21 protein-coding genes are annotated in these 24,918 nt (G+C 57.5%); 17 read left to right on the top strand and 4 right to left on the bottom strand.

Annotated elements, in window-relative coordinates; translation table 11 throughout:
• Positions 1-3 precede the first annotated feature (3 nt).
• Positions 4-1,872, bottom strand: a complete 1,869-nt coding sequence (locus BFV97_RS12320) for a TRAP transporter permease (protein ID WP_069300661.1) — start codon at positions 1,870-1,872, stop codon at positions 4-6.
• Between the two features lie 124 nt (positions 1,873-1,996).
• Here BFV97_RS12320 and BFV97_RS12315 point away from each other — a divergent pair, with 124 nt between their 5' ends.
• The 9 genes from BFV97_RS12315 (at position 1,997) to BFV97_RS12275 (ending at position 12,014) form a co-directional block, all read left to right on the top strand.
• Entirely contained in the window at positions 1,997-2,803 is an 807-nt protein-coding gene (locus BFV97_RS12315; protein ID WP_069300660.1) for an IclR family transcriptional regulator, read from the top strand.
• Between the two features lie 91 nt (positions 2,804-2,894).
• The gene (locus tag BFV97_RS12310; RefSeq protein WP_069300659.1) at positions 2,895-4,064 is read left to right on the top strand and encodes a M20 aminoacylase family protein; all 1,170 of its coding nucleotides are present in this window, start codon (positions 2,895-2,897) and stop codon (positions 4,062-4,064) included.
• Between the two features lie 171 nt (positions 4,065-4,235).
• A complete protein-coding gene (locus BFV97_RS12305) occupies positions 4,236-5,264 on the top strand; it encodes a LacI family DNA-binding transcriptional regulator (protein ID WP_069300658.1) in 1,029 nt (342 codons plus the stop codon).
• A gap of 108 nt (positions 5,265-5,372) precedes the next feature.
• Positions 5,373-6,668 (top strand): ABC transporter substrate-binding protein, encoded by a 1,296-nt coding sequence (locus BFV97_RS12300; protein ID WP_216635960.1) that lies wholly within the window; start codon positions 5,373-5,375, stop codon positions 6,666-6,668.
• A gap of 135 nt (positions 6,669-6,803) precedes the next feature.
• On the top strand, positions 6,804-7,670 hold the full coding sequence (locus BFV97_RS12295; protein WP_069300656.1) for a carbohydrate ABC transporter permease: 867 nt from the start codon (positions 6,804-6,806) through the stop codon (positions 7,668-7,670).
• Positions 7,671-7,683: 13 nt separating this feature from the next.
• Positions 7,684-8,514, top strand: coding sequence for a carbohydrate ABC transporter permease (locus BFV97_RS12290; RefSeq protein ID WP_069300655.1), 831 nt, complete (start codon positions 7,684-7,686; stop codon positions 8,512-8,514).
• An 11-nt stretch (positions 8,515-8,525) separates the two neighbouring features.
• Positions 8,526-9,530, top strand: a complete 1,005-nt coding sequence (locus BFV97_RS12285; RefSeq protein WP_069300654.1) for an ABC transporter ATP-binding protein — start codon at positions 8,526-8,528, stop codon at positions 9,528-9,530.
• A gap of 82 nt (positions 9,531-9,612) precedes the next feature.
• Positions 9,613-11,091 carry a mannitol dehydrogenase family protein gene (locus BFV97_RS12280; protein ID WP_069300653.1) on the top strand — a complete coding sequence of 493 codons (1,479 nt, stop codon included), beginning with the start codon at positions 9,613-9,615 and terminating at the stop codon, positions 11,089-11,091.
• Entirely contained in the window at positions 11,088-12,014 is a 927-nt protein-coding gene (locus tag BFV97_RS12275) for a carbohydrate kinase family protein (protein ID WP_069300652.1), read from the top strand. Before BFV97_RS12280 ends, BFV97_RS12275 begins: the two co-directional genes overlap by 4 nt.
• 6 nt (positions 12,015-12,020) lie before the next feature.
• On the opposite strand, the gene BFV97_RS12270 is transcribed toward BFV97_RS12275, so the two are convergent.
• Both BFV97_RS12270 and BFV97_RS12265 read right to left on the bottom strand, forming a co-directional pair.
• A complete protein-coding gene (locus BFV97_RS12270; protein WP_069300651.1) occupies positions 12,021-13,094 on the bottom strand; it encodes a hypothetical protein in 1,074 nt (357 codons plus the stop codon).
• A 95-nt stretch (positions 13,095-13,189) separates the two neighbouring features.
• Positions 13,190-13,975 carry an IclR family transcriptional regulator gene (locus BFV97_RS12265; protein WP_069300650.1) on the bottom strand — a complete coding sequence of 262 codons (786 nt, stop codon included), beginning with the start codon at positions 13,973-13,975 and terminating at the stop codon, positions 13,190-13,192.
• A 216-nt stretch (positions 13,976-14,191) separates the two neighbouring features.
• Here BFV97_RS12265 and BFV97_RS12260 point away from each other — a divergent pair, with 216 nt between their 5' ends.
• The 8 genes from BFV97_RS12260 to kynU all read left to right on the top strand — a co-directional run bounded on the left by BFV97_RS12260 (position 14,192) and on the right by kynU (position 24,048).
• Complete coding sequence (locus BFV97_RS12260; protein WP_069300716.1) at positions 14,192-15,685, top strand: ABC transporter substrate-binding protein; 1,494 nt, start codon at positions 14,192-14,194, stop codon at positions 15,683-15,685.
• A 126-nt stretch (positions 15,686-15,811) separates the two neighbouring features.
• On the top strand, positions 15,812-16,729 hold the full coding sequence (locus BFV97_RS12255) for an ABC transporter permease (RefSeq protein WP_069300649.1): 918 nt from the start codon (positions 15,812-15,814) through the stop codon (positions 16,727-16,729).
• Between the two features lies 1 nt (position 16,730).
• On the top strand, positions 16,731-17,642 hold the full coding sequence (locus BFV97_RS12250) for an ABC transporter permease (RefSeq protein ID WP_069300648.1): 912 nt from the start codon (positions 16,731-16,733) through the stop codon (positions 17,640-17,642).
• Between the two features lie 4 nt (positions 17,643-17,646).
• A complete protein-coding gene (locus BFV97_RS12245; RefSeq protein ID WP_069300647.1) occupies positions 17,647-18,642 on the top strand; it encodes an ABC transporter ATP-binding protein in 996 nt (331 codons plus the stop codon).
• Entirely contained in the window at positions 18,639-19,655 is a 1,017-nt protein-coding gene (locus BFV97_RS12240; protein ID WP_069300646.1) for an ABC transporter ATP-binding protein, read from the top strand. The genes BFV97_RS12245 and BFV97_RS12240 overlap by 4 nt, the downstream gene beginning before the upstream one ends.
• On the top strand, positions 19,655-21,235 hold the full coding sequence (locus tag BFV97_RS12235; RefSeq protein WP_069300645.1) for a gamma-glutamyltransferase: 1,581 nt from the start codon (positions 19,655-19,657) through the stop codon (positions 21,233-21,235). The genes BFV97_RS12240 and BFV97_RS12235 overlap by 1 nt, the downstream gene beginning before the upstream one ends.
• Positions 21,232-22,629: a M20 family metallopeptidase gene (locus BFV97_RS12230; protein WP_069300644.1), complete on the top strand. Its 1,398-nt coding sequence runs from the start codon at positions 21,232-21,234 to the stop codon at positions 22,627-22,629. Before BFV97_RS12235 ends, BFV97_RS12230 begins: the two co-directional genes overlap by 4 nt.
• 168 nt (positions 22,630-22,797) lie before the next feature.
• Complete coding sequence (gene kynU, locus BFV97_RS12225) at positions 22,798-24,048, top strand: kynureninase (RefSeq protein WP_069300643.1); 1,251 nt, start codon at positions 22,798-22,800, stop codon at positions 24,046-24,048.
• Here the strand turns inward: kynU and BFV97_RS12220 are convergent.
• Positions 24,041-24,754 (bottom strand): GntR family transcriptional regulator, encoded by a 714-nt coding sequence (locus BFV97_RS12220; RefSeq protein ID WP_172827916.1) that lies wholly within the window; start codon positions 24,752-24,754, stop codon positions 24,041-24,043. The two genes, kynU and BFV97_RS12220, sit on opposite strands and share 8 nt — an antisense overlap.
• Between the last annotated feature and the right edge of the window lie 164 nt (positions 24,755-24,918).

Here is a 24,918-nt window from a genome sequence, read left to right as displayed (position 1 = left end):
TCCTCAGGTGTGTGAATTTTCAGGGGTAAGTACAGCGCCGAACCGCGATACAGACCAAAGCGCAACGCCAGCTGCGACTGCGATCCAGGACACGGTTGGCCCAAAGAACAAAAGCGCCACCGCAATGCCCAGTCCCAGTGGGGCATAGCGTTTCTTGCCACGGGCCGGATAACAGGCCCGCGAAATCAGCAGCACGGCAAAGCCGACAAACAGGATGGACTGCGCAGATTCCAGCAAGCTGTAGCCGGTGCCAAGCAGCATGGCAGGCTGGTAGATGAAGGCGAAGGGGATGACGAACCCCGGCAAGGCAAGTCGGGATGCCTCAACCGCTGTGCGCATGGCACCGGAGCGGGCGATCGGGGCCGCCGCAAATGCGGCCAGCGCAACCGGCGGGGTCACGGCGGATAGCACACCGAAATATAGCACGAACATATGGGTGTGAATGATCGGCACGCCAAGACGCTGCAATGCAGGCCCCATCACCAGCACAATGATCAGATAGGCCGGAACCGTTGGCATCCCCATACCGAGAAACAGACAGGCCAGCGCCATCAACAGCAGCGAAACCAGCAACTGCCCGTCGGCATAGCTTGCCACAAGAGACGCAAACCGCAGGCCAACGCCGGTAAGGTTCAGGATGCCGATAATAATGCCAACCGCACCCACAATCACCACCAGTTGCGCCGAAATCATCCCTGCAGACCGGATAAACCGAACCCAGGACTGCAAATCCGCCAGCAGGCCGGGGCGCAGGGCAAAGCCGAAGACCACAGCAAAAGCAACACCGATAAAGCCGGAATAGGCCGGAGACGCACCGCCCACCATCGCCACAACAATCGCCGTGAGCGAGAGCATGAAAACAATGATCTGCGCAACTTCACGCCAGTTGAAGCGGATTTTCTCAGGGGGGGCGACCTCTAGGTCCATATCCCGTGCCGCGCTTGAAATCGACATGAACAGACCCGCGTAATACAGGATCGCAGGGACAGTCGCTGCGGCGCAAATCGTCAAATAGGGCTGGCCTGTCACATCCGCCATAATAAAGGCCACTGCGCCCATGATCGGCGGCGTGATCTGCCCGCCACTAGAGGCCGCAGCCTCAACCGCGCCGGCAAAATGGGCTTTGAAACCGCGTTTCTTGATCAGCGGAATGGTGATGACACCCGTGCCCACAACATTGGCCACCGCACTGCCCGAAATTGTTCCAAACAACCCGCTGGCCACCGTCGCCGCAGCCGCCGGACCGGAGCGCACCCGCCCCGTCGCGGCCAGAGCCAGCTTTACCAACACTTTGTCGATGGTCAGAAACTCCAACACCGCGCCGAAAATAATGAAGATCAGAATCGTCGAAACCACCGTGGCCATCGGTCGCCCGAACACACCGTCAAAAGAATACCACAGCACCTGTATCAACTCTTCCGAGGTGATCCCAGCGTGACGCATGAAACCGGGTGCATGTTGGCCTAAAGCCCCGTAAATCAGCACGATAGCAGCCACGCTCGCCATCACCATCCCAACAGATCGGCGGGTCAGTTCGATCACTGCGATCAGCCCGAGCCAGCCAAGCCAGATGTCGGCATTTGTCAGAAAGTAAAGGCCCGTTTCAATCTCGGCAGCGGCTTTGAAATATTGCCAGACCGCAATCCCCAGAAAACCCGCAGTCACCACCGCGACCAGTTTGTCAAAGATCTTCGGACTCTCGCTGAAATGGAACATCAGAACCAGCAGTCCGGCCACCAGCAGCATACCGACGCGAAGATAGGATTCGCTAAAAACGCCGAAAACCGAAACGTAAAACACAACGGCAATGATGAGGGCAGATAGTGCCAGGCTCACACCGTTTATGGATCGGGAAAGCAGGTTTTGGTCCATCCGTTAGTTCTCCTCCATGATCATCTCCGGTCGCACATCTCTGCAGGATACGGTGATTCTTCTGCGACTAACTAGACATACCAAAGTTTATAGTCGAGACTGCGTTTCACTAGGTGGAACGGAAATGACGAAATCAAACCGCTCGGTTGAGCGCAGTATGGAAATTCTCGAAGTGGTGTCGGAAATCGGCGTTTGCTCTCTGGCGTTTCTGGCGGCGCAGACCGGATTGCCCAAACCGACCGTGCTGCGGATTTGTGGAACGCTGGTTGCACGCCGCTGGCTGTCCCAAAGCCGCAACGACAAACGCTACCGTATGGGGCCGCGCTTTCCCCGCATGCAGGCCGCACCCGTGCTGATTGACGCACTTGTGGAATCCGGCAGCAGTCCCATTGTCGAACTGTCCAACACAACGGGTCTCGGGGTTGATCTGGCCGCTTCAATCGGGGACGGACGACTGGAGATCGTGGACACCACCCGCCAGTTTTCGCTGCACGGGATTTTTCCTGACTGTATCGGCTATCGCCCCTCTCCGTTCCGCTCGGCCCTTGGCTGCGTTTTTCTGGCCTCGCTAAACGAAGAAACCCGCAACCGGTGTACCACAAGGTTAATGGCCACACTGACAGGGTCGGACCGGACCGCAGCACTTGAATATCCAGCCAAAGTTGACAGCATCCGTAAGACAGGGTTCGCAGCGCGGGAAAAAGGGTATTGGGGTCGCGCGGTGGATTACGGCGGTGTGCCAACGGCGATCAGCGTTGCGATACGGTCCGGCGCTGAAACCGTTGGCGCCGTCAGTCTGGTGTGGCTGGCCGAGCAGTATGAAACGGATCGTGTCGTGGCAGCGCATTTGGACCGCTTGCGTTCAACCGCAGAGATTATCGGCAGGCAACTGGCCGCAGAGCATCCGAACCTATTGCTGCCGTCCCTGTGACCTGTAAGGGGTGTTTCCATTCCTGTCGGCTCTTCTCTGGTCAACCTGTGGTGCGCGGATTAAAGTGCACCAAACCAGCAAGGACCAGACCATGCCCGTATTGCCCCGGATTGCCGACCACGCCGAGACCCTGACCGAAATCCGGCGCGACCTTCACGCCCACCCCGAGCTTGGCTTTCAAGAACACCGCACCAGTGGGATCGTGCAAAACCTGTTGAAAGAATACGGCGTGGATGAAGTCCATAGCGGACTGGCCACCACCGGCGTTGTCGGTCTGATCCACGGCAAGGGAAAAGGCCCCAAACGCATCGGGTTACGGGCCGATATGGACGCGCTGCCGATCCATGAAACCACCAACCTGCCGTATGCCTCCAAAACGCCGGGGGTGATGCATGCTTGTGGCCACGACAGCCACACTACAATGCTGCTGGGGGCTGCGAAATATCTGGCGCAGACCCGTGATTTCGACGGCACGGCCGTGCTGGTGTTTCAACCCGCCGAAGAAGGATTGGGCGGCGCCCGCACGATGATTGCTGATGGCCTGTTTGAGAAGTTTCCCTGCGATGAAATCTACGGGATGCACAACAATCCCAATGGTCGGCCCAACCACGTCAGCGTGAAACCCGGCGCAGCGATGGCAGGGGCCAGTTTCTTTGACATCACGGTGAACGGCATCGGCAGCCACGCTGCCATGCCGCATGCGGGACGGGATACTATTGTCATTGCCGCGTCACTGGTGGGGGAACTGCAATCTATCGTCAGCCGCAACGTTGCCCCGACCAAACCTGCTGTGCTGTCGGTGACGACCTTCAATTCGGGCAACGCCTATAATGTCGTGCCAGCCTCTGCCACACTGACCGGAACGGTTCGCTACTTTCACGATGAGGTACGCGATCTGGTAGAGCAGCGGATCAGCGAAATTTGTACGGGCATGGCGCAGGCCCACGGGATTGAGATAGACGTGAAGATCTGGAACGTGTTTGACGTGCTGATGAATGATGCGGATCTCTCCGAAGCGATGCTGGACGCCGCCGCTGAAATCGTCGGCCGCGATCTGATCGAACGATCCGACGAATTGCGCACAGGCAGCGAGGATTTTGCAGATATGCTAAAGGTGGTGCCGGGGGCTTATTGTACGCTTGGGCACAGCGGAACCGTGTCTGTGCACAACCCCGCCTATACGCTGGATGATGATATTCTTCCGGTCGGCGCCAGCATTCTGTCGCGAATCATAGAGCGGCGCCTGCCGTTGTCGGATTAATCTACCTCTGGTTGATAATTCCCTCTATACGCGAAAACTATCTGCAAATTCCCGCGCTGGTATTTGCATTTACTGTCTTGCTCTGTTGACCACAGCGTGATTGTAACACAGTATAACTTTCCGCGCGGAAAATTTCATTTTGCAGCAGTGTAGCTTTATCAAGGACACCCGATGGTTGGACATAAAATACGGAACATGGAAGAATTCTCCGCCATCTGCGGCGTGTCCCGTCCGACAGTCTCAAAGTACTTTAACGAGCCGACCAGCGTGCGTGCGTCTACCCGCCAGAAAATTGAGACAGCGCTGAAAAAATATGACTTCCGCCCCAATCTTTACGCGGTAAACCAGAACCGCCGGATCACCAAAAATATCGGCATCGTCGTGCCCTATGTGGCCGATCCGTTCTTTTCCGAAGTGGCCCGCAAGCTGGAGCGGTGCTGTATCGAGGCGGGGTTCTCCCCCTCAACCTTCAGCTCTCACGGTAGCCCCGATCATGAAGTGGAGATCCTTGAGATTCTGCGCTCCATGCGCCCTGCGGGTGTTTTGATGGCACCGATTGGACGGGCGACCCACAAGAAGAAACTGGAAGCCTTTTGCAAGGAAATCCCGACCGTTCTGGTGGATAGCAATCTCGAAGGCATCGGCGCGACCTTTATCGGGTCCAACAATTTTCAGTCCGTGCCTTTGATGGTGGAGTATCTCTGCCGCACCGGAGAGCCGCCCTGTTTTTTCGAGATGCCGCCGGTCAACCCGAACGCAAACAAGCGCCGCGCGGCCTATACGCAAGCGATGGAAGAGCTCGGCCATACCCCCCATATCATCCGCGTCGAGGGGGAGGATTGGGAGTTTGAAGACATCGGTTACAAAGGCGGGCTAAAGCTGCTCGGGTCGGGTGATCTGCCGAGCCGGACGATTTTGTGCAGCAACGACCGTCTGGCCATCGGCCTGATGGCTGCGGCATACGAGTTGGAGATCAAGGTCGGCATTACACCGGACTGCACGCTTCGGATTGCAGGCCACGACGATCACCCCTTCGCCCGCTACACCTGTCCGTCGCTGACGACGATTTCGCAGGACTATGACGCCATAACAGAACGCAGTGTGGATACGCTGGTTGACCTGATCGAACACGGGCGCACCAAGCGGGACCGGGAGGCCACGCTTTACGAGGGTCGTTTGATCATGCGGTCCTCCGCCTGAGTGCATAATTTTACGCGCGTAAAAATACAATTGACACCGCGATAAGATTTACTCTAGGGTGATCGCAGCATCTGATTCACCAAGGGAGGACTAGGGATGAATTTGACTATGCCACTACGCTTCACGAGCATTGCTGCGATCCTTGCAGCCAATGCTGCATTTGCGGAAACCACAATCACCATCGCGACCGTAAACAACGGCGACATGATCCGCATGCAGGGTCTGACCGAAGACTTCACAGCCAAGAACCCTGACATCAAGCTGGAATGGGTTACATTGGAAGAAAACGTTCTGCGCCAGCGTGTTACACAGGACATCGCTGCCAAGGGCGGTCAGTTCGACGTGATGACCATCGGCACATACGAAGTGCCGATCTGGGGCGCGCAGGACTGGCTGGTGTCGCTGAACGACCTGCCAGCGGAATGGGACAAGGATGACATTCTGCCCGCGATCCGCGGCGGCCTGACCGTTGACGGTGAACTCTACGCAGCACCATTCTACGGCGAAAGCTCTATGGTGATGTACCGCAAAGACCTGATGGCCGATGCGGGAATGGAAATGCCCGAAGCCCCGACATGGGACGAAATCGCCAAAGCTGCCGAAGCCATGACCGATAAGGAAAAAGGCATCTACGGTATCTGTCTGCGCGGCAAGGCCGGCTGGGGTGAGAACATGGCGTTCCTCTCTGCAATGGCAAACAGCTATGGCGCACGTTGGTTTGACGAAGACTGGAAACCCCAGTTCGACACCGAAGAATGGGCGGCAACGTTGAACACCTATATGGACCTGATGAACAACTACGGTCCTCCGGGTGCTTCTACAAACGGGTTTAACGAAAACCTGTCCCTGTTCCAGCAAGGCAAATGCGGCATGTGGATTGACGCAACCGTTGCAGCGTCTTTCGTCACCAACCCGACAGATTCCACCGTGGCCGAACACGTCGGCTTTGCACTGGCACCGGATAACGGTCTTGGCAAACGGGGCAACTGGCTCTGGGCGTGGTCGCTGGCGATCCCTGCCGGTTCCGATGCAACAGACGAAGCCAAGAAATTCGTCGCATGGGCCACCTCCAAAGAGTACACCGCTCTGGTTGCCGAAAACGAAGGCTGGGCGAACGTTCCTCCGGGCACGCGGACATCCCTCTATGAAAACGAGGAATACAAGAAGGTTCCTTTCGCAGAGATGACGCTGAACTCCATCAACTCTGCCGACCCAACCAACCCGACTGTTGATCCGGTTCCCTACACAGGCGTCCAGTTTGTTGCCATTCCCGAATTTGCCGGTATCGCAACACAGGTGGGACAGGAATTTTCCGCAGCGCTGGCAGGCCAGCAATCCGTGGAAGACGCGCTGGCAAAGGCCCAGTCCCTGACCGCTGAAGAAATGGAAGCCGCAGGCTACTAATCCTCCACACAGCCCGGGGGCAATCCCCGGGACACCAGGGCCCCGGGCTGTGTTATATCCTTTCCTGACAGACAAGAACAACTGCACGGATCCCGTGCAAACAGCCGCGCCCCTTTCTGCGCGAGGAGATATGTCATGGCGACCCAACATTCCCGATCCGCTGCCCGCATGATGATGGCCCCCGCAGTGATCCTGCTTTTGGGCTGGATGCTGGTCCCGCTGACAATGACGTTGTTTTTCTCTTTCAAGAAATACCTGCCAATGCGGGGCGGAGACCTCGGATGGGTCGGTTTTGACAACTACATCCGCTTTGTCACCTCCAGCGCCTTCTGGCCCTCCGTCACAGCAACACTGGTGATTGTTCTGGGCGTCCTGTTCATCACCGTCGTTTTCGGCGTGTTGCTTGCCATCCTGCTGGACCAGCCGATGTGGGGACAGGGTATTGTCCGCATCCTTGTCATTGCGCCCTTCTTTGTGATGCCCACGGTAAGCGCATTGGTCTGGAAGAACATGTTTATGGACCCGGTGAACGGGTTGTTTGCCCATCTGTGGCAGGCCTTCGGACTGACGCCGGTAGAGTGGCTCAGTCAGGCGTCGCTCGGCTCTATCGTGATGATCGTATCGTGGCAGTGGCTGCCCTTCGCAACGCTGATCCTGCTGACCGCGATCCAGTCCCTTGACAGCGAGCAACTGGAAGCCGCCGAAATGGACGGAGCCCCGCCCCTGTCCCGCTTTGGCTATATCACCCTGCCCCACCTGTCCCGGGCAATCACGATCGTTGTGCTGATCCAGACCATTTTCCTGCTGTCGATCTTTGCCGAAATCTTTGTGACCACCCAAGGCAGCTTCGGCACCCGCACACTGACCTATCTGATCTATCAACGCGTACTGGAAAGCCAGAACATCGGTCTTGGCTCTGCCGGTGGCATCTATGCCGTCATCCTTGCAAACATCATGGCCGTCTTCCTGATGCGCATTGTTGGCAAGAATCTGGACGCCTGAGGAGGAACTGAACATGGCTCGCAGCGTCACAACACAACGCAAGATCATCAATACCGCCGCCGCTTGGAGCATCGGGTTCCTGATCTTCTTCCCGATCCTCTGGACAATCCTGACCAGCTTCAAAACCGAAGCGACAGCGATTGCCGATCCTCCGGTTTTCCTTGCTTTTGACTGGACGCTGGAAAATTACGAAGTGGTGTTGGAGCGTTCCAACTATGCCCGCTTCCTGTGGAATTCGATCTTCATCGCTGGCGGCTCTACGCTTCTGGGTCTGATCGTTGCAATCCCTGCGGCGTGGTCGATGGCCTTCGTTCCATCGCGCCGCACCAAAGACATTCTGTTGTGGATGTTGTCCACAAAGATGCTGCCGGCAGTGGGCGTGCTTTACCCGATCTACCTGATGTTCATCAAACTGGGCCTGCTGGACAACCGCATCGGTCTGACCATCGTCATCATGCTGATCAACCTGCCGATCATCGTCTGGATGCTTTACACTTACTTCCGCGAAATTCCGGGCGAGATCCTCGAAGCGGCGCGGATGGACGGGGCGACGCTGAAATCGGAAATCCTCTATGTGCTGACACCGATGGCGGTTCCGGGCATTGCCTCTACCCTGCTGTTGAACTTCATCCTTGCATGGAACGAGGCTTTCTGGACCCTCAACCTGACCGCCGCCAAAGCGGCCCCGCTCACCGCGTTTATTGCCAGCTACTCCAGCCCTGAAGGCTTGTTCTACGCCAAACTCTCGGCAGCTTCGACAATGGCGATTGCACCGATTTTGATCCTCGGCTGGTTCAGCCAGAAACAGCTTGTCCGTGGCCTGACCTTCGGCGCGGTTAAATAAGGAAGTTACACATGGGACAGATTATTCTCGAAAAAGTGAGCAAGACCTTCGGAGATGTCGAAGTCATCCCGCCGCTTGATCTGACGATTGAAGACGGAGAGTTCACGGTCTTTGTCGGCCCCTCAGGTTGCGGGAAATCCACCCTGCTGCGGTTGATCGCCGGTCTGGAAGACATGAGCTCGGGCACGTTGAAAATCGACGGAGAGGATGCCACCCACGTTCCCCCCGCCAAACGCGGGCTGGCGATGGTTTTCCAGTCTTATGCGCTTTATCCCCATATGAGCGTGCGCAAGAACATTGCCTTTCCCATGCGAATGGCCGGTGTTGACAAGGCCGAACAGGACCGCCGCATCGAACAGGCGGCGGCTGCGCTGAACCTGACCGACTATCTGGAGCGGCGTCCCGGCCAACTGTCCGGTGGCCAGCGCCAGCGGGTTGCAATCGGGCGGGCCATTGTGCGTGAACCGGAGGCGTTTTTGTTTGACGAACCCCTATCGAACCTTGATGCGGCCCTGCGGGTCGGCATGCGGCTGGAAATCAGCGAACTGCACAAACGGTTGGAAACAACCATGATTTACGTGACCCACGATCAGGTAGAAGCCATGACAATGGCCGACAAGATCGTGGTTCTGCGGGCCGGACATATCGAGCAGGTCGGCAGCCCGCTGGAGCTTTACCACAAACCGCGCAACAGCTTTGTGGCAGGTTTCATCGGGTCTCCGAAAATGAACCTGATCGAAGGACCGGAAGCTGCCAAACACAACGCCCATAGCATCGGTATTCGTCCCGAACATATCGACGTGACCGACAGTGGCGGGCAGTGGCAGGGCAGAGTGGCCGTGGCCGAACATCTGGGTTCTGACACATTCTTCCACATCCATGACACCGGACTGGCCGAAACCATTACAGTGCGGGCCACCGGCGAAGTGGGCTTCCGGCACGGCGACACCATTCACCTCACCCCGCGGCAAGACCAGATCCACCGCTTTGACGCCAGCGGCCTGCGCGTGGAATGACACGATGGACTTCCAAGACGAGACTGACCGCTCTGGCGGTTCGGCGGCGCCCGATGGCCCCGCCGCAACAAGGCAATCGACCATGACACCGCTTGTACCCCTGTCAGATGGATCACTTGGCCAGTTGGCCGGTGACATCCGCACGCCCCGCTATGACCGGTCTGCGCTGACGGCGGGGATCGTTCATATCGGGCTGGGCAATTTTCACCGCGCCCATCAGGCTTGGTACACCCACCGGCTGTTTGACGCGGGCAAAAATCACGATTGGGCCATCGTCGGCGCAGGCGTACGTCCCTCCGACGGGCTGCAACGGGAAAAACTGCTGGCGCAGGACTGTCTGACAACACTGATAACGCTCGATCCCTCTGGCACCTCTGCCGAAGTCTGCGGTTCGATGATCGACTATCTGCCGGTTGAGCCCGCGAACACGGCGCTGATTACGTTTATGACGAAGCCCCAGATCCGCGTTGTTTCGCTGACTGTGACCGAAGGCGGCTATTACATAGATGCGGCCACCGGCGGGTTTGATGCCGCCCATCCCGACATCCGCCATGATGCTGCCCACCCCGACCTACCGCGCACGGCATTTGGCGCGATGATTGCTGCACTAAAGCAACGGCGCGACTCCGGTATCGGACCTTTCACCTGCATGAGCTGTGATAACCTGCAAGGCAACGGCGCGGTATTGCGCCAGACGGTCACATCGCTTGCGCGCCTCTCCGACCCTGACCTTGCCAGTTGGATCGAAGAGAATTGCAGCTTCCCAAATTCCATGGTGGATTGCATCGTTCCGGCCACCGGACCCAAGGAAATCTCCCTCGCCGCTGCTTTCGGAATTGCCGATAACGCCCCCGTCACCCACGAGAATTTCCGCCAGTGGGTCATTGAAGACGACTTTTGCGCCGGCCGCCCTAGTTGGGAAGCCGCTGGCGCGGTTCTGACCGGCGATGTGGAGATTTACGAGTCGATGAAAATCCGCATGTTGAACGGCGGACATCAAATCATCGCCGCAGCGGGTGATCTGATCGGGCTGGAAACCATAGCCGAGACGATGGCCCACCCGCTGCTGCATGGCCTGATGCGCAAGGTGGAGACCGAGGAAATTGCGCCCCATGTGGCCCCTGTTCCGGACATGACGCCGCTGGCCTATCTGGATCTGATTACCGCACGTTTTTCCAACAGCGAAATCTTCGACACCACCCGCCGCGTTGCCTTTGACGGTTCAAGCCGCCAACCCGGTTTTATCGTTCCCTCCATCCGTGACGGGTTGGACAACGGCGCACCGGTAGAGGGCCTCGCGCTCGTCAGTGCGATCTGGGCGCGGTATTGTCAGGGCCAGCGCGAGGACGGTAGCACCATAGCGCCGAACGATCCTCATTGGGATGACCTGATACAAGCCGCACAAGAGGCATCGAACCGGCCGCAACGCTGGCTGGAGATGACCCGATACTACGGCAATCTCGGGAATAACCCGCGCTTTGCAGCGTCATTCTGTAAATGGCTTGAGAGGGTTGAGACAAAGGGTCTGGAAAACACCCTGCAAGAGTATCTGTCCTCATGATCCTGTGTTGCGGCGAAGCACTGATTGACATGATCCCCGAACCAACGGCCAAGGGACGGCAGGGATTTGTGCCCCACACAGGGGGCGCAGTGTTTAACACCGCCATTGCCTTGGGGCGTCTTGGTGTTGATGTTGGCTTCTTGTCCGGCTTGTCCTCGGATTTTTTCGGCGCGGAATTACAGCGTGCGTTGGCACAAAGCAAGGTGAACGCCGAGCACGCCATCGTCTCGGGCCGCCCGACAACGCTGGCCTTTGTGCAATTGCAAGACGGTCAGGCGAAGTATGATTTCTTTGACGAAAATTCCGCTGGCCGGATGATCGTCCCCCAAGACCTGCCGCAATTGCCCGACATAATCGACGCATTGTTCTTTGGCGGGATCAGCCTTGCCTCTATGCCCTGTGCACAAACCTATGAGACGCTCCTAACGACCCAAGGGAACGGGCGCGTGGTGATGATTGATCCCAACATCAGGGTGAATTTCATAACTGATGCGCCTGCTTACCGTGCGCGATTAAAGCAGATGATCGCGTTGGCGGATATTGTCAAAATCTCTGACGAGGATTTGGACTGGCTTATCGCAGGCCCACAACCCGCTGAGGAAAAAGCCGCAACGCTTTTGGCAGAGGGGCCGCAATTGGTGATTCTGACGAAAGGTCGTGACGGGGCAACAGGCTTTCATGCGCGCGGCACGCAGGTCAGCGTTCCGGCGCAGAATGTCGAAGTTGTGGACACCGTCGGCGCCGGAGACAGCTTCAACGCCGGTGTGCTGGCATCATTGGCAGGCGCGGGTGCGTTAACCAAAAAGGCGATTACATCGCTGAGCGAACAGCAGTTGAAAGAGGCACTGTCGCTTGGCGCACATGTAGCGGGTATCGTCGTGTCCCGCGCCGGTGCAGATGCCCCGTGGAAAACCGAGCTTTAGCTGCAATCAGTCCAAAGGACCCTGCTCGATCATAAAGGGTTTGATCCGGTTTTTCCGTCGATCCTTGATCCAGTCCCGCTGCTGTGCGCGCCATTCGCGGAAGGCGGCTTCGGCGGTCTTGTGATCTTTCTGAGACCACTCACATTGTTGCGGTAGATCGCGCGGTGCCGGGGGAAACGACAGCGCAGGCGCGTTGCGTAGCGCCTTGGCGGTGAACGCATCCCGCTCTGCGATACTGGGCCAGAAGCCGTATCGTTCCTCGCCTCCGAAATAGCCGCGGTGCTCCGGCAGATAGGCGAACAACTTACGCTGGTTAAATCCGCGTTTGGTGATCTTCGGGGCCAGTTTGCAGCGCCGCAACCACAACGCCGCCGGTTTGGGCACAGAGCGCCGCGCCATCGCGGTATCTTGTGCGAACACCGGACCAATTCCCAGATCCGCAAACATATTGTCGATCAAACCGCCCTGCGATTTATCCTCATACACATATGATCGAACCGGAAAAAACTGTTTGAAGGTTGCGATCTGCGCCCCGTAGTCAAAGCGAAATTTCTGGAAATTCTGAAATTCGTCAAAGCTGCGGGTGGATTTTCCGTTCACAATCCCTTCGGTATACATAGACTCCGCAAAACTGTCAGGGCGCCGGAAATACACCAGAATTTCCGCATCAAAACCGTCAAGAAATTCCGCTAGACGCTCAAACACGACAGAGCGCAAACCACGGGTGTTTGCAGCGATTTCCGCCTCCTTTGCGTTCAGGTTCGCCTTACTTGGCAGCATCCGGTAAAAGGTTTCCGCGCTCAGGATGATTTGGGAATAGTTTGGAGCAACTTCCAACAGATGCGCACGGAAGCGGGCCAGATCCTCCCGCTCTTGCGTGCCGTAAACCCCAAGCGCCTTTGGCACCTCGAATTGGGCGTTGGTGCTGATCGCCGTGCTGCGCTTGTCGCCCATAAAACGGTAGGTTTCGGGATAATAGACGCCTCGCTCCTCCAGTGCTGCGCGGTTGTTCGCAAGCACGGACTGCAAGAGGGTCGTTCCCGTTTTATGAGATCCGACATGGATCGTAACTTTGGCCATTTCTCCCACATTCCGAAAATTTTTTTTACAGAAATACTAAACGCATGCGGAAGGCTACCGCGAATGGCGGTGGAGTCCAACGAAAACCTTAAATTTCAGTGGCGAAGGGCTGGCCCCATCGCATTTGCAGTATCAAGCAATAGCGGGACTATCTTCTTTTTGACCTCGTCTTCCGTCCACTGAAACGAAGAGACCGAGCATTGGATTGCGGCATAGGCTTCGCCCGAGGGTCCGCAAATCGGGGCGGCGACGCCAATCTCGTTCAATATCATCTGGTTGCGCGAGATTGCAAAACCATCCACGCGGGCTTTTTCCACACTGCGGGCGATATCCGCACGGTCCAGCGTTGTGCTTGGCGTAAGGCGGCGCAGGGTCCAGTCCGAGACAGCGCGGCTGCGCACCTCCTCTTTATGGGTGCCAAGCATCGCCCGCCCCGAAGACGTGCTAAGCGCCGGAAGCCGGCGGCCGATCACCGTGGCCGCGAAATAGGTGCGTTTACAGGGCAGCCGACTGACGTAGATGATGTGTTCGCCGGACATTTCAGCAAGATTTATGGTTTCCCCCAATTCTTGCGACAGGTCAATCAGTTTGGGCATGGCGACCGGGATCAGCGGGTCAGACCACAGGTAGGAATAGGCCAGATTAAGAAACGCATGGGACGGGCGAAACCGCCGCGTGTGGGGGTCTTTGTCAAGCATCCCTTCAAGATGAAGCGTGTTGGCCAACCGCTGCACCGCGCTTTTTTCCAATCCGGTACGTTCCGCCAATTCGGGCAGCGACATCTCTGTATGGTTCTCGTCAAAGGCTTTCATAAGGGCCAACCCTTTGGCAAGAGAGGCCACAAACAGCGTGTTCTGCTTTGGCTTATTTTCAATATTCACCGTCGTCACCCCTCCCAGGTCGGAACGTCTGGTTGTTATCTACAAGAAACAGTTCACATGGAAATGTTTTATTCTTGACGACTCGTTAACCCCATTGATACGTTTAATTACAATTCGATGCTACATATTACAATATAATATGGCAACAACGAAGCTGGGGGCACCCGGCAGGTCAACAAGGGAAACAATATGACTTTCAAAGGTAAAGCACTGGGCATGGCCGCGGCTGCCGCTGCGATGATCGCTGCTGGCGCGGTTCACGCAAATAAAGCAGACGGCGTATTGAACGCAGCCTTCACTAAAGAGCTGGAAAACGTAGACAGCTACTTTAACTCCTCCCGTGAGGGCGTTGTTCTGCAACGGGCAATCTGGGACGGTCTGATCTACCGTGATCCGGCCACGAACGAGTATAAAGGCAACCTCGCAACATCCTGGGAGTGGATCGACGACACCACGCTGGAATTCAAACTGCGCGAGGGCGTGACGTTCCATAACGGCGAACCGTTCAATGCGGATGACGTTGTTTACACTGTCAACTTCGTTGCCGACGAAGCCAACGGCGTGAAAACACAGCGCAACGTAAACTGGATGAAATCTGCCGAGAAAATCGACGATTACACTGTGCGTATCCACCTGAAAGAGGCATTTCCGGCAGCGATTGAATTCCTTTCCGGTCCTGTGTCCATGTACCCGAACGAATATTACGCCAAGGTCGGCCCGTCCGGTATGGGTCTCGAACCTGTTGGCACCGGCCCTTATAAAGTGAGCAAGGTTGTGCCCGGCTCCCACTTTGTTCTGGAGAAAAACGAGAACTATCATGACAGCCCGAAAGGTCAGCCGGAAATCGCCAAAGTCGACATCCGTACGATCCCTGATGTAAACACACAGATTGCGGAACTCTTCTCGGGCTCTCTCGATCTGATCTGGCAAACACCAGCGGACCAAGCTGAAAAACTCTCTACTATGGAGCAGTTTACAGTGGCCAACGAAAGCACAATGCGGATCGGTTATCTGACATTGGACGCAGCAGGCCGTACAGGGGAAGACAACCCGTTCACCAAGCTGAAAGTACGTCAGGCCGTGGCCCATGCCATCGACCGCGAAGCACTGGTTGGTGCGCTGCTGAAAGGCAAAAGTAAAGTCGTGTCTTCCGCCTGTTTCCCCAGCCAGTTCGGTTGTGAACAGGATCTGACCAGCTATGAATACGACCCTGAAAAAGCCAAGGCCCTGCTGGCCGAAGCCGGATATCCGGACGGGTTCTCAACCGATTTCTACGCATACCGCGACCGCGACTATGCCGAAGCGATCTCTTCTTTCCTGAATGCGGTTGGCATCGAAACCAACTTCAACATGCTGCAATATTCCGCCCTGCGTGAATTGCGCATGAAAGAAGGCACACCGGTCTCCTTCCAGACTTGGGGTTCATATTCCATCAACGACACATCCGCGATCACCAGCCAGTTCTTCAAGTTTGGCGCGTTGGATGATGCCCGCGACGAGGAAATTCGCGACTGGCTGAACGTGGCCGACAGCGCGACCGACCCTGACGTGCGTAAGGAAAACTATTCCAAAGCTCTGAAGAAAATTGCGGATGAGGCTTACTGGGTGCCGATGTTCTCTTACAACACGAACTATGTGTACACCAAAGAGATCGACTACACACCGACACCGGACGAGGTTCTGCGCTTCACCACAATGCGCTGGAAATAATCCATTCTGAATATCGGGCGGAGGCTGTCATGGCCTCCGCCCTCTTTTGTTTTGCCCCCTGCGCGGATTTTTTACTGCGACGGACCGGGCCCCTTTCCCGCACTTAGCTAAGAGGTATTTACGCCAGTGCTGAATTTTATCTTGAAACGCTTGGGCCTTGCCGTTCTGGTTGCGTTCACCGTGTCTTTCATCAGTTTTTCGCTGATGTTCCTGTCCGGTGATCCCGCAGCAGCGCTGGCAGGCGAAACAGCATCTGACCAGGACGTCGAGGCGATCCGGGTTCTCTATGGTTTCGACCGTCCTATGTTGATCCAATACTGGGACTGGCTGTCCTCTGCTCTGGTTGGGGATCTGGGCGAAAGCTATTACTTCAAGCTGCCCGTCGCCAGCCTGATTGCGGAACGTCTGCAAGTCACCATGCTGCTGGGCCTGTGCGGGATTTCCTTTGCGCTGCTGACGGCGGTGCCGCTGGGTGTTGCGGCGGCGATCCGTCCCAACTCGATTATTGACCGTATCGCGCTGTTTCTGTCGGTGGCCGGTCAAGCCATGCCATCCTTCTGGTTCGGCCTGATCCTGATCGTGGTGTTTTCGATCCAGTTTGGCATTCTGCCGCCCTCCGGGACGTCCACTTGGCGGCACTTTATCATGCCGACCATTGTTCTGGGCTATTACGCGATGCCGGCAATCATGCGCCTCACTCGCGCCGGTATGCTGGAGGTTCTGTCCTCGGATTATATCCGCACCGCACGGGCAAAGGGCGCCAGCGAATTTACCGTTCTGTTCAAACACGCGCTGCGCAATGCGATCATTCCGGTGGTCAGCCTCGCCGCCGTGCAAATGGGCTTTATGCTGGGGGGGTCCATCGTTGTGGAGAGCATTTTCGCGCTGCATGGTGCAGGCTATCTGGCGTGGGAAAGCATCGCGCGGAACGACCTGCCGACCGTGCAGGCGCTGATCCTTGTGTTTTCCCTTTTCTACATCGTTTTCACATTCTTGTCGGACGTTCTTAACGCCTGGCTTGACCCACGCATGAGGGCCGGTTGATATGAGCGACGCAACAACAAACATGCCAACCGACCCCATGCTGGAGGCCATTGTCGGTCCCACACCGGGACAAATGCTGCGTAAACGGATTTTCGGCCATCAGGGTCTGATGATCGGTGTCGTCGTACTCGGACTACTGGTGCTTGTGGCGATTTTTGCCCCCTTGCTGGCACCCCATGACCCCTATGCCCAAAGCCTGATGGCACGGATGAAACCGCCGGTGTTTCTGGGTGGCACTTGGGAACATCCCCTTGGCACCGACCATCTGGGGCGGGATTACCTGTCCCGCCTGATCTATGGCGCGCGGGTTTCGCTGCTGATCGGTCTGGTCGCGGCCACGATTTCCGGCGTGATCGGCACTGCAATGGGTGTCGCAGCCGGTTATTTCGGCGGCAAGGTTGACGCCGTTGTGACCTATCTGATCAACGTGCGTCTGGCGATGCCGGTGGTTCTGGTAGCGCTGGCGGTTGTGGCGATCCTTGGCGGATCGTTGCAAGTGGTGATCGTGGTTCTCGGTCTGCTGCTTTGGGATCGTTTTGCGGTTGTGATGCGCTCCAGCACCTTGCAGGTGCGGGGCCGCGAATATGTAGCAGCGGCCAAGGCCGTCGGTTGTTCCACCCCCCGTGTGCTGATGTCCGAAATCATGCCCAACATCGCCAACAATCTGATCGTTGTGATGACCCTTGAAATGGCCCATGCCATCCTTTTGGAAGCGGCACTGTCGTTTCTGGGTCTAGGCGTACAACCCCCCACCCCAAGCTGGGGTCTGATGGTGTCCGAAGGCAAGAACATGATGCTGTTCGAGCCTTGGATGGTCCTGATACCGGGTGCCGTATTGTTTGTGTTGGTTCTGGCGATCAACCTGATGGGCGACGGTCTGCGTGACGTCACTGCCCCAGAAAACCGGAGTTAAACTGATGAACAGTCCACTTTTGCGCGTAAAAGACCTGACCATCGACATTCCGGTCGGTGGGGGCACTCTGAATGCGGTGCGCGGCATTGATTTTGACCTCAACCGCGGGGAAACCCTGTGTATCGTTGGCGAAAGCGGATCGGGGAAATCCCTGACCTCGCTTGCGCTGATGGGGTTGCTGGGCGGGCGGATCAAACGCACCGCCACGCAGATGGAATTTGACGGCATCGACCTGACCAAAGCCAACAACAAAACCATGCGTGCCCTGCGCGGCGACCGGATGGCGATGATCTTTCAAGAGCCGATGACCTCGCTCAATCCTGCCTTCACCATCGGCAACCAGTTGATGGAAGCGCTGCTATTGCACCGTAATGTCGGCAAAGACGCGGCCCGCGCCCGTGCTGTAGAGCTGTTGGAAAAGGTTGGCATTACCGCCGCCGAAAGCCGCCTGTCGCAATATCCCCACCAGCTTTCGGGGGGTCTGCGCCAGCGTGTCATGATCGCAATGGCGCTGATGTGCGAACCCGAACTGATCATCGCGGACGAACCTACGACCGCGCTTGATGTGACCATTCAGGCGCAAATCCTGCGTCTGCTGGTGGACCTCGGGCGGGAAATGAATATGGCGATGATCCTGATCACGCACGATCTGGGCGTTGTGGCCCGTGTCGCGGATAAAGTCGCGGTGATGTATGCGGGTGAACTGGTGGAAACCGGATCGGCGGAACAAGTGTTCAACGCGCCGATGCACCCCTACACCCGTGGCCTGCTGCGCTGTATCCCGCAACCGGGTAAAACCGAACGGGGTGCGCGACTTGGCACTATTCCGGGCATCGTGCCAAACCTTGTGGGCGGTGTAACCGGCTGCCCTTTCCGCACCCGTTGCGATCATGCTGTTGCGGCCTGCCGCGACGCAATCCCCCATAGAAAGCCTGCGGAGAACCACCGTTTCCGCTGCGTCCATGAGACAGGCCACCAAACCGCGGAGACCGCCGTATGAGCAATCCCGACACAAACCAGCCGGTGCTGGAACTGCGCAACGTTTCCAAAACCTACACCGTTAAACAGGGGATGTTTGGCAAGCCCAAGCCGCTAAAGGCGATCAATGATGTGTCTCTCTCCCTCAAACGGGGGGAGGTCCTTGGCCTTGTCGGTGAATCCGGCTGCGGGAAGTCCACGCTCGCCAAAATCCTGCTGGGCCTTGAAGACCCGACGAAAGGGGAAGTGCGGGTCGACGGCGAAGTCATCGGCGCAACGGACAGGCGAACGCTCGCCCGCCGGATCCAGCCGATCTTTCAGGATCCGTATTCCTCTCTCAACCCGCGCAAATCTATCGAGGATATTATCTCGCTGCCCCTGCGGGTGCATCACATTGGCGACAGTAATTCACAGGATAAGGCCGTTCGGGAGATTCTGGATATCGTCGGCCTGCCACAACGGGTGATGCGCACCTATCCAAGCCAGATGTCCGGCGGCCAGCGCCAGCGCGTAGCCATCGCGCGGGCGCTAATCATGAAGCCGGAAATCGTGATTTGCGACGAGCCGACCTCCGCGCTTGACGTGTCGGTGCAAAGCCAGATCCTCAACCTTCTGAACGACTTGCGGGCCGAGTTTAACCTGACCTACCTGTTCATTAGTCACGATCTTGCCGTTGTCGAACATCTCGCCACCCGCGTGGCTGTGATGTATCTTGGCCGGATCGTTGAAGAATCGTCCGTGGGCGGGTTGTTCGATACTTCGGGACACCCATACACGCAGGCTTTGCTGAAATCGGTGCTGACACCGGAAGCGGGCAAAGGCGTGCCGGACACCGAACTCGGGATGGAGTATCCGAACCCCATCGCCCCGCCAAGCGGCTGTCATTTCCACCCCCGCTGTCCGATGGCCATGACCCACTGCGCAGAGATTGCACCGCGCCCGGTTCCTACACCGGAAGGCCATGTGGAATGTCACCTGTTCGACACGGAAAACGGGTATAACACCGGCGCACCACTGGTGCGGGAGGCTGTGTGATGATCCCCAACCTCTCTAACAGCCAGACAATTCGCAAGACCGTGATCGAAACCGAGCACGGCGTGGTTGCGGCACAGCATTCCCGCGCGGCCCGTATCGGGGCCGAAGTGCTCGCGGCGGGGGGCGATGCGGTGGATGCGGCCACGGCTGTCTCCTTTGCGATCGGTGTTGTAGAACCCTGGATGTCAGGCCCTGCCGGTGGCGGGGCGATGATGCTCTGGCGCGCGGACGAACAAAAGGCTTACGCGCTTAACTACGGGATGCGCTCTCCCAAGAACCTCGACATTGCCGATTATCCTTTGTCGGGTGCGGGCAAGGCCGATGACCTGTTCCCATGGGAAAAGGTTGTGGACGACCGCAACGTTCAGGGTGCCAAATCCATCGCCGTACCGGGGCTTGTGGATGGCGTGGGCAAAGCGCACGAACGGTTTGGCAAAATGCCTTGGCGCGATCTGGTGCAGCCTGCAGTCGATCTGGCTCATGAGGGTCTTTATGTGGACTGGTACGCGGCGCTGATCATCGCTTCTACCACCCGCGCGCTGGCGCAAGACCCTGATGCGGCTGCGCTGTTTCTGGAGGACGGCCAGTGGCCGACCATTGCCGGATGGACCAGCGTTGCTGAAAAACGTCTGGACATGAAGGCTATGGGCCAGTCCCTTGCAGAGATTGCGGAAAACGGCCACCGCACCCTTTACGACGGCGATCTGGGGGCCATGATGGCTGCGGATGTTCAGGCCAAAGGTGGCAGTCTGAGCCATGAGGACCTGCGTGCCTATAACGCCAGTTTTCATGCGCCGCTGCAATTCAGCCACGGCAGCGCGAAATTCAACGTTCTGCCCGGTCTGACCGCTGGTCCGACCTTCCAGCAGGTGTTCCAACACCTCGACCCTGCGACGATGAATGGCACAACGCCGGACGGAGCGGCCTATGCCGCCTATGTGGACGGGCTGAAAGCGGCCTATGCCAAACGACTGGCTGAGATGGGTCATGACGGGGAATCCCCCGAAGCCCCCGGTTGCACCACGCATTTTTCGGTTGTGGACCGTCACGGCAATATGGTCGCCCAGACCCAGACCCTGCTGTCGATTTTCGGCAGCCGTGTTGTGTCTCCCTCTACCGGCTTTCTGATGAACAACGGCATCATGTGGTTCGACCCGACACAGGGCAAGCCGAACTCTCTGGCCGCGGGCAAACCCTGTCTGATGAATGTCTGCCCTGTGATCGGGGAAACCGGCGATGGCGCACGCTTTGCCTTTGGCGCATCGGGCGGGCGCAAGATCGTTGGCGCTGTATCTCAGCTTTCGTCTTTTGTCAGCGATTACGGCATGTCCCTGTCGGACGCGTTTCACCACCCGCGCATTGATGTGTCGGGCGGGGATACCGTGGTGGTGGACGACAGTCTGCCAGCGGATGTTCAGGCCGGACTGGCAGAGAAACACCCGATCCACACCACCCGCCGGACGATCTTTCCCTACGCTTTTGCCTGCACCGCAGGTGTCATGCGACGGAACGGGAAAAATGCCGGCTGCACCGAAATCATGTCGCCGTGGGGCGATGCAATATCCGAGGATCAGATATGACCCGCGACGCAGCAATAGAACGTATCAGCAGCTATTTTGACAATGGCACTTTCCAGTCCGAACTGGCCGAGCTGGTCTCTCACGAAACCGAAAGCCAGAACCCCGAGCGCAAGGAAGAACTGGGACTGTACCTTGAAAAAACCATGCAGCCCCGTCTGGAAGCTGCCGGTTTCACCTGCGAGATCTTCCCAAACCCCAACCCCGCCGGCGGTCCGCTGCTGATCGGGGAGCGGATCGAAGATCCTGCCCTGACCACGGTTCTGACCTATGGCCACGGCGATGTGATCCGCGCCCAAACCGAACAGTGGCGCGAGGGTCTGCATCCTTTCAAGCTGGTTGAAGAGGGCGAGCGGCTTTACGGGCGTGGCACGGCGGACAACAAGGGCCAACACCTGATCAATATCGCGGCGCTGGAAACCGTTCTGGCAGAGCGTGGCTCCCTTGGTTTTAACGTCAAAATCGTGATCGAGATGAGCGAGGAAACAGGCTCTGCCGGTCTGCGTGAATTTTTCAACGCGCAAAAAGACCGCCTGTCCGCCGATGTACTGATCGCATCTGACGGGCCGCGATTGCAACCGGACCGTCCGACCATGTTTATGGGGTCACGGGGCGGTATCGGCTTTGATCTGACGCTTGAGTTGCGTGAAGGAGCGCATCATTCGGGGAATTGGGGCGGATTGCTTGCGGATCCTGCGATGATCCTGTCCCATGCGCTGGCAACGATATGTGACCGACGCGGCCAGATCCAGATCCCCGAGTGGCGTCCGACCAGCCTGACAGATGATATTCGCGCCGCCCTCAAAGACCTGCCGGTGTCCGAAGGGGACGGCCCCGAGGTCAATGCGGATTGGGGCGAGGAGAGCCTTACCCCTGCGGAACGGGTTTACGGCTGGAACAGCTTTGCAGTACTCGCCATGACCTCTGGCGTGCCCGAAGCGCCGGTAAATGCCATCTCCGCCTCTGCGCGGGCCACCTGTCAGTTGCGCTACGTGGTTGGAACGGAAACAGACGACATCCTGCCCGCCCTGCGCCGCCATCTGGACGCAAACGGGTATGAGGATGTGAAAATCACCCCGCAGGATCGGGGATTCTTTGCGGCGACCCGTTTGGACCCGAACCATCCTTGGGTGGCCTATGTAAAGAACAGCCTGACCCGCACCGCAGGGCAGGAACCCCATGTGCTGCCCAATCTCGCAGGGTCGCTGCCGAACGACACGTTCAGCGAAGTGCTGGAACTTCCGACCGTCTGGGTCCCCCACAGCTATCGCGGGTGTTCGCAACATGCCCCGAACGAGCATGTGCTTAAACCCGTTTGCCGTGATGCGTTGCAAGTGATGGCAGGTCTGTTTTGGGACATCGGCGCAGATAAGGATGCTGTGCCTGCAAAAATCTAAAGGGTGTCCTCACCCGAAACGTTAGAAAGGACCGCCACTGTGCGGTCCTTTTTCGTTTAAGGGGGTTTTGCGAACTCCGGACCGGGTCGTTAGAAAAATTATATATAATCATTGAAATTCACCGTACAATATATATAGAGACACCCACAACCCTCACCGGAGCCCGACATGACCCAACAGACCTACACCCGTGAATTGATCGAAAAGATGGACGCCAGCGACCCTATGGCCCATTTGAAAGATCGCTTTGAATTGCCCGAAGACGTGATCTATCTCGACGGCAACTCTCTTGGTGCGCTGCCCAAAGGCGTTGATGCGCGGCTGCAAAAAGCAGTGACAGAGGAATGGGGCAAAGGTCTTATCCGCAGCTGGAATGACGCGGATTGGTATCCGGCCCCCCAAAGAACCGGCGCGGCGATTGCCCGTCTGATCGGCGCCGAAGCGGATGAAGTCATCGTTTGCGACTCTACCTCTGTGAACCTTTATAAAGTGCTCGTCGGGGCGCTGCGGATGCGCAAGGATCGCAAGGTCATCATCTCTGAAAAGGGTAACTTTCCAACCGACGTTTATATCAACGCCGAAGTTGCCGATATGATGGGCTGCGAACTGCGCTGCGTCGCACCTGAAGAGGTGGAACAAGCCATTGCCGAGGCTGGCGAGAGCCTTGCTGCTGTGCAACTGACCCATGTGCATTACAAAACGGGCCGCATCTACGACATGAAAGGCATCACCGCGCAGGCGCAGGCGCTCGGGGGGCTTGTGATCTGGGATCTGGCCCATTCCGCCGGTACGCTGCCCGTGGACCTGAACGGCTGCAATGCGGATTTCGCTGTGGGCTGCGGATATAAGTACCTGAACGGTGGACCGGGTGCGCCCGCGTTCCTGTTTGTGGCTACCCGCCACCTGTCCGATATGCACCAGCCGCTGACCGGTTGGCACGGCCATGCCAAACCGTTTGAATTCACCCAAGGCTATGAACCCCACGCCAAGATCGACCGGATGCTGACCGGCACAGCCTCGCAGCTGGGCCTGATCGCGCTGGAAGAAGCACTCGGGGTTTTTGCTGATGTGGATATGACAGCGCTTCGCAAAAAGAACCAGCAGCTTGGCGACCTGTTCATCGCGCTGGTGGAACAGGAACTGGCGGGTATGGGCTTTGAACTGGCCAGCCCGCGGGACGGGGCCAAGCGGGGCAGTCAGGTTTCCCTGACCCACGCCGAGGGGTATCCGATCATGCAGGCGTTGATTGCGCGCGGCGTCATCGGGGATTTCCGCGCGCCTGACATCCTGCGGTTCGGTTTTGCGGCACCTTATGTGACCTATCTGGACATCTGGAACTCGGTCCGTCACCTGCGCGAGATCATGGAGACAAACGAGTGGGATCAGGAGAAATTCAAAACCCGTCAGGCCGTTACCTGACCGCCACGCCGGTTGCGGCTGTAAACACCTGACGCGTCAGTTCAATATGCGCGCCGAGCAACTGTTCGGCGCGTTTTTTGTCCCGGTCGATTACCGCTTCCATGATCGCTGTATGTCCTTCAAGGGACAGCGCCTCTGCAAGACGGGCAACAACGGCGTCACGCTCTGCCCCGTCTGTTTGCGCGGCACGAATGGCCGGACTGATGGCAAGGTATTTGCGGTGCCGCAGCAATTGCGCGTTCACGTGATCGTAAAAGTAATGCAGCGTTTTGGACGGACTCGCCGCAAGCAAGGCGCGGTGAAACCTGTCGTGGAGCGTCTCCCAAGCGTCAAAATCTGCCTCGGTCAGTTGCCCAGCATCCACCTTGAAACGCCCCAGACGGAAATGGGCCGTTACAATAGATTCTTCCCAGTCCTCGCCGCCCTGTTCCATCGCATCGCGCAGCATGGCCAGTTCAACAGTCTGGCGCGCATTAGTCAGGTCGTGTAACTCTGCCTCTGACACGGGTGCCACGATAAACCCGCGATTCTCCCGTGAATGGACCAGTTGTTCGGATTCCAGACGCGCCAGCGCCTCGCGCATGGGGGTCCATCCGAACCCGTATTGGGCACCGAGTTTTTTGAGATTTAACGGCGTGTCAGGCGCCAGTCGCGTGAACAGAATATCCTGTTTAAGAGCGTGATAGGCATCGTCAGTCTTGGACACGGTGGACGGCTCCTGCAAGATGGCCGCGATATATTCCACAGCGCATTTAGCCCGAGTATATATATCGCCCCCCGCAGGACAATCAGAAGTTTTCGCTTTGGCCACAAGTAAGCAACCCGAACCTGATCAGGGCGCACCGGACCAAAGCCGAATTGTTGACAATC

Source organism: Neptunicoccus sediminis, from assembly GCF_001719615.1.
In the GTDB taxonomy this organism is placed as follows: domain Bacteria; phylum Pseudomonadota; class Alphaproteobacteria; order Rhodobacterales; family Rhodobacteraceae; genus Amylibacter; species Amylibacter sediminis.
This window is presented reverse-complemented; position numbering and strand designations above follow the sequence as displayed.

Coding starts and splice junctions, on each gene's coding strand:
- BFV97_RS12290 (WP_069300655.1), top strand. CDS start 7,684: ATGGCTCGCAGCGTCACAACACAACGCAAGATCATCAATACCGCCGCC.
- BFV97_RS12250 (WP_069300648.1), top strand. CDS start 16,731: ATGAGCGACGCAACAACAAACATGCCAACCGACCCCATGCTGGAGGCC.
- BFV97_RS12315 (WP_069300660.1), top strand. CDS start 1,997: ATGACGAAATCAAACCGCTCGGTTGAGCGCAGTATGGAAATTCTCGAA.
- BFV97_RS12235 (WP_069300645.1), top strand. CDS start 19,655: ATGATCCCCAACCTCTCTAACAGCCAGACAATTCGCAAGACCGTGATC.
- kynU (WP_069300643.1), top strand. CDS start 22,798: ATGACCCAACAGACCTACACCCGTGAATTGATCGAAAAGATGGACGCC.
- BFV97_RS12240 (WP_069300646.1), top strand. CDS start 18,639: ATGAGCAATCCCGACACAAACCAGCCGGTGCTGGAACTGCGCAACGTT.
- BFV97_RS12230 (WP_069300644.1), top strand. CDS start 21,232: ATGACCCGCGACGCAGCAATAGAACGTATCAGCAGCTATTTTGACAAT.
- BFV97_RS12280 (WP_069300653.1), top strand. CDS start 9,613: ATGACACCGCTTGTACCCCTGTCAGATGGATCACTTGGCCAGTTGGCC.
- BFV97_RS12270 (WP_069300651.1), bottom strand. CDS start 13,094: ATGGCCAAAGTTACGATCCATGTCGGATCTCATAAAACGGGAACGACC.
- BFV97_RS12260 (WP_069300716.1), top strand. CDS start 14,192: ATGGCCGCGGCTGCCGCTGCGATGATCGCTGCTGGCGCGGTTCACGCA.
- BFV97_RS12305 (WP_069300658.1), top strand. CDS start 4,236: ATGGTTGGACATAAAATACGGAACATGGAAGAATTCTCCGCCATCTGC.
- BFV97_RS12295 (WP_069300656.1), top strand. CDS start 6,804: ATGGCGACCCAACATTCCCGATCCGCTGCCCGCATGATGATGGCCCCC.
- BFV97_RS12300 (WP_216635960.1), top strand. CDS start 5,373: ATGCCACTACGCTTCACGAGCATTGCTGCGATCCTTGCAGCCAATGCT.
- BFV97_RS12245 (WP_069300647.1), top strand. CDS start 17,647: ATGAACAGTCCACTTTTGCGCGTAAAAGACCTGACCATCGACATTCCG.
- BFV97_RS12310 (WP_069300659.1), top strand. CDS start 2,895: ATGCCCGTATTGCCCCGGATTGCCGACCACGCCGAGACCCTGACCGAA.
- BFV97_RS12320 (WP_069300661.1), bottom strand. CDS start 1,872: ATGGACCAAAACCTGCTTTCCCGATCCATAAACGGTGTGAGCCTGGCA.
- BFV97_RS12275 (WP_069300652.1), top strand. CDS start 11,088: ATGATCCTGTGTTGCGGCGAAGCACTGATTGACATGATCCCCGAACCA.
- BFV97_RS12285 (WP_069300654.1), top strand. CDS start 8,526: ATGGGACAGATTATTCTCGAAAAAGTGAGCAAGACCTTCGGAGATGTC.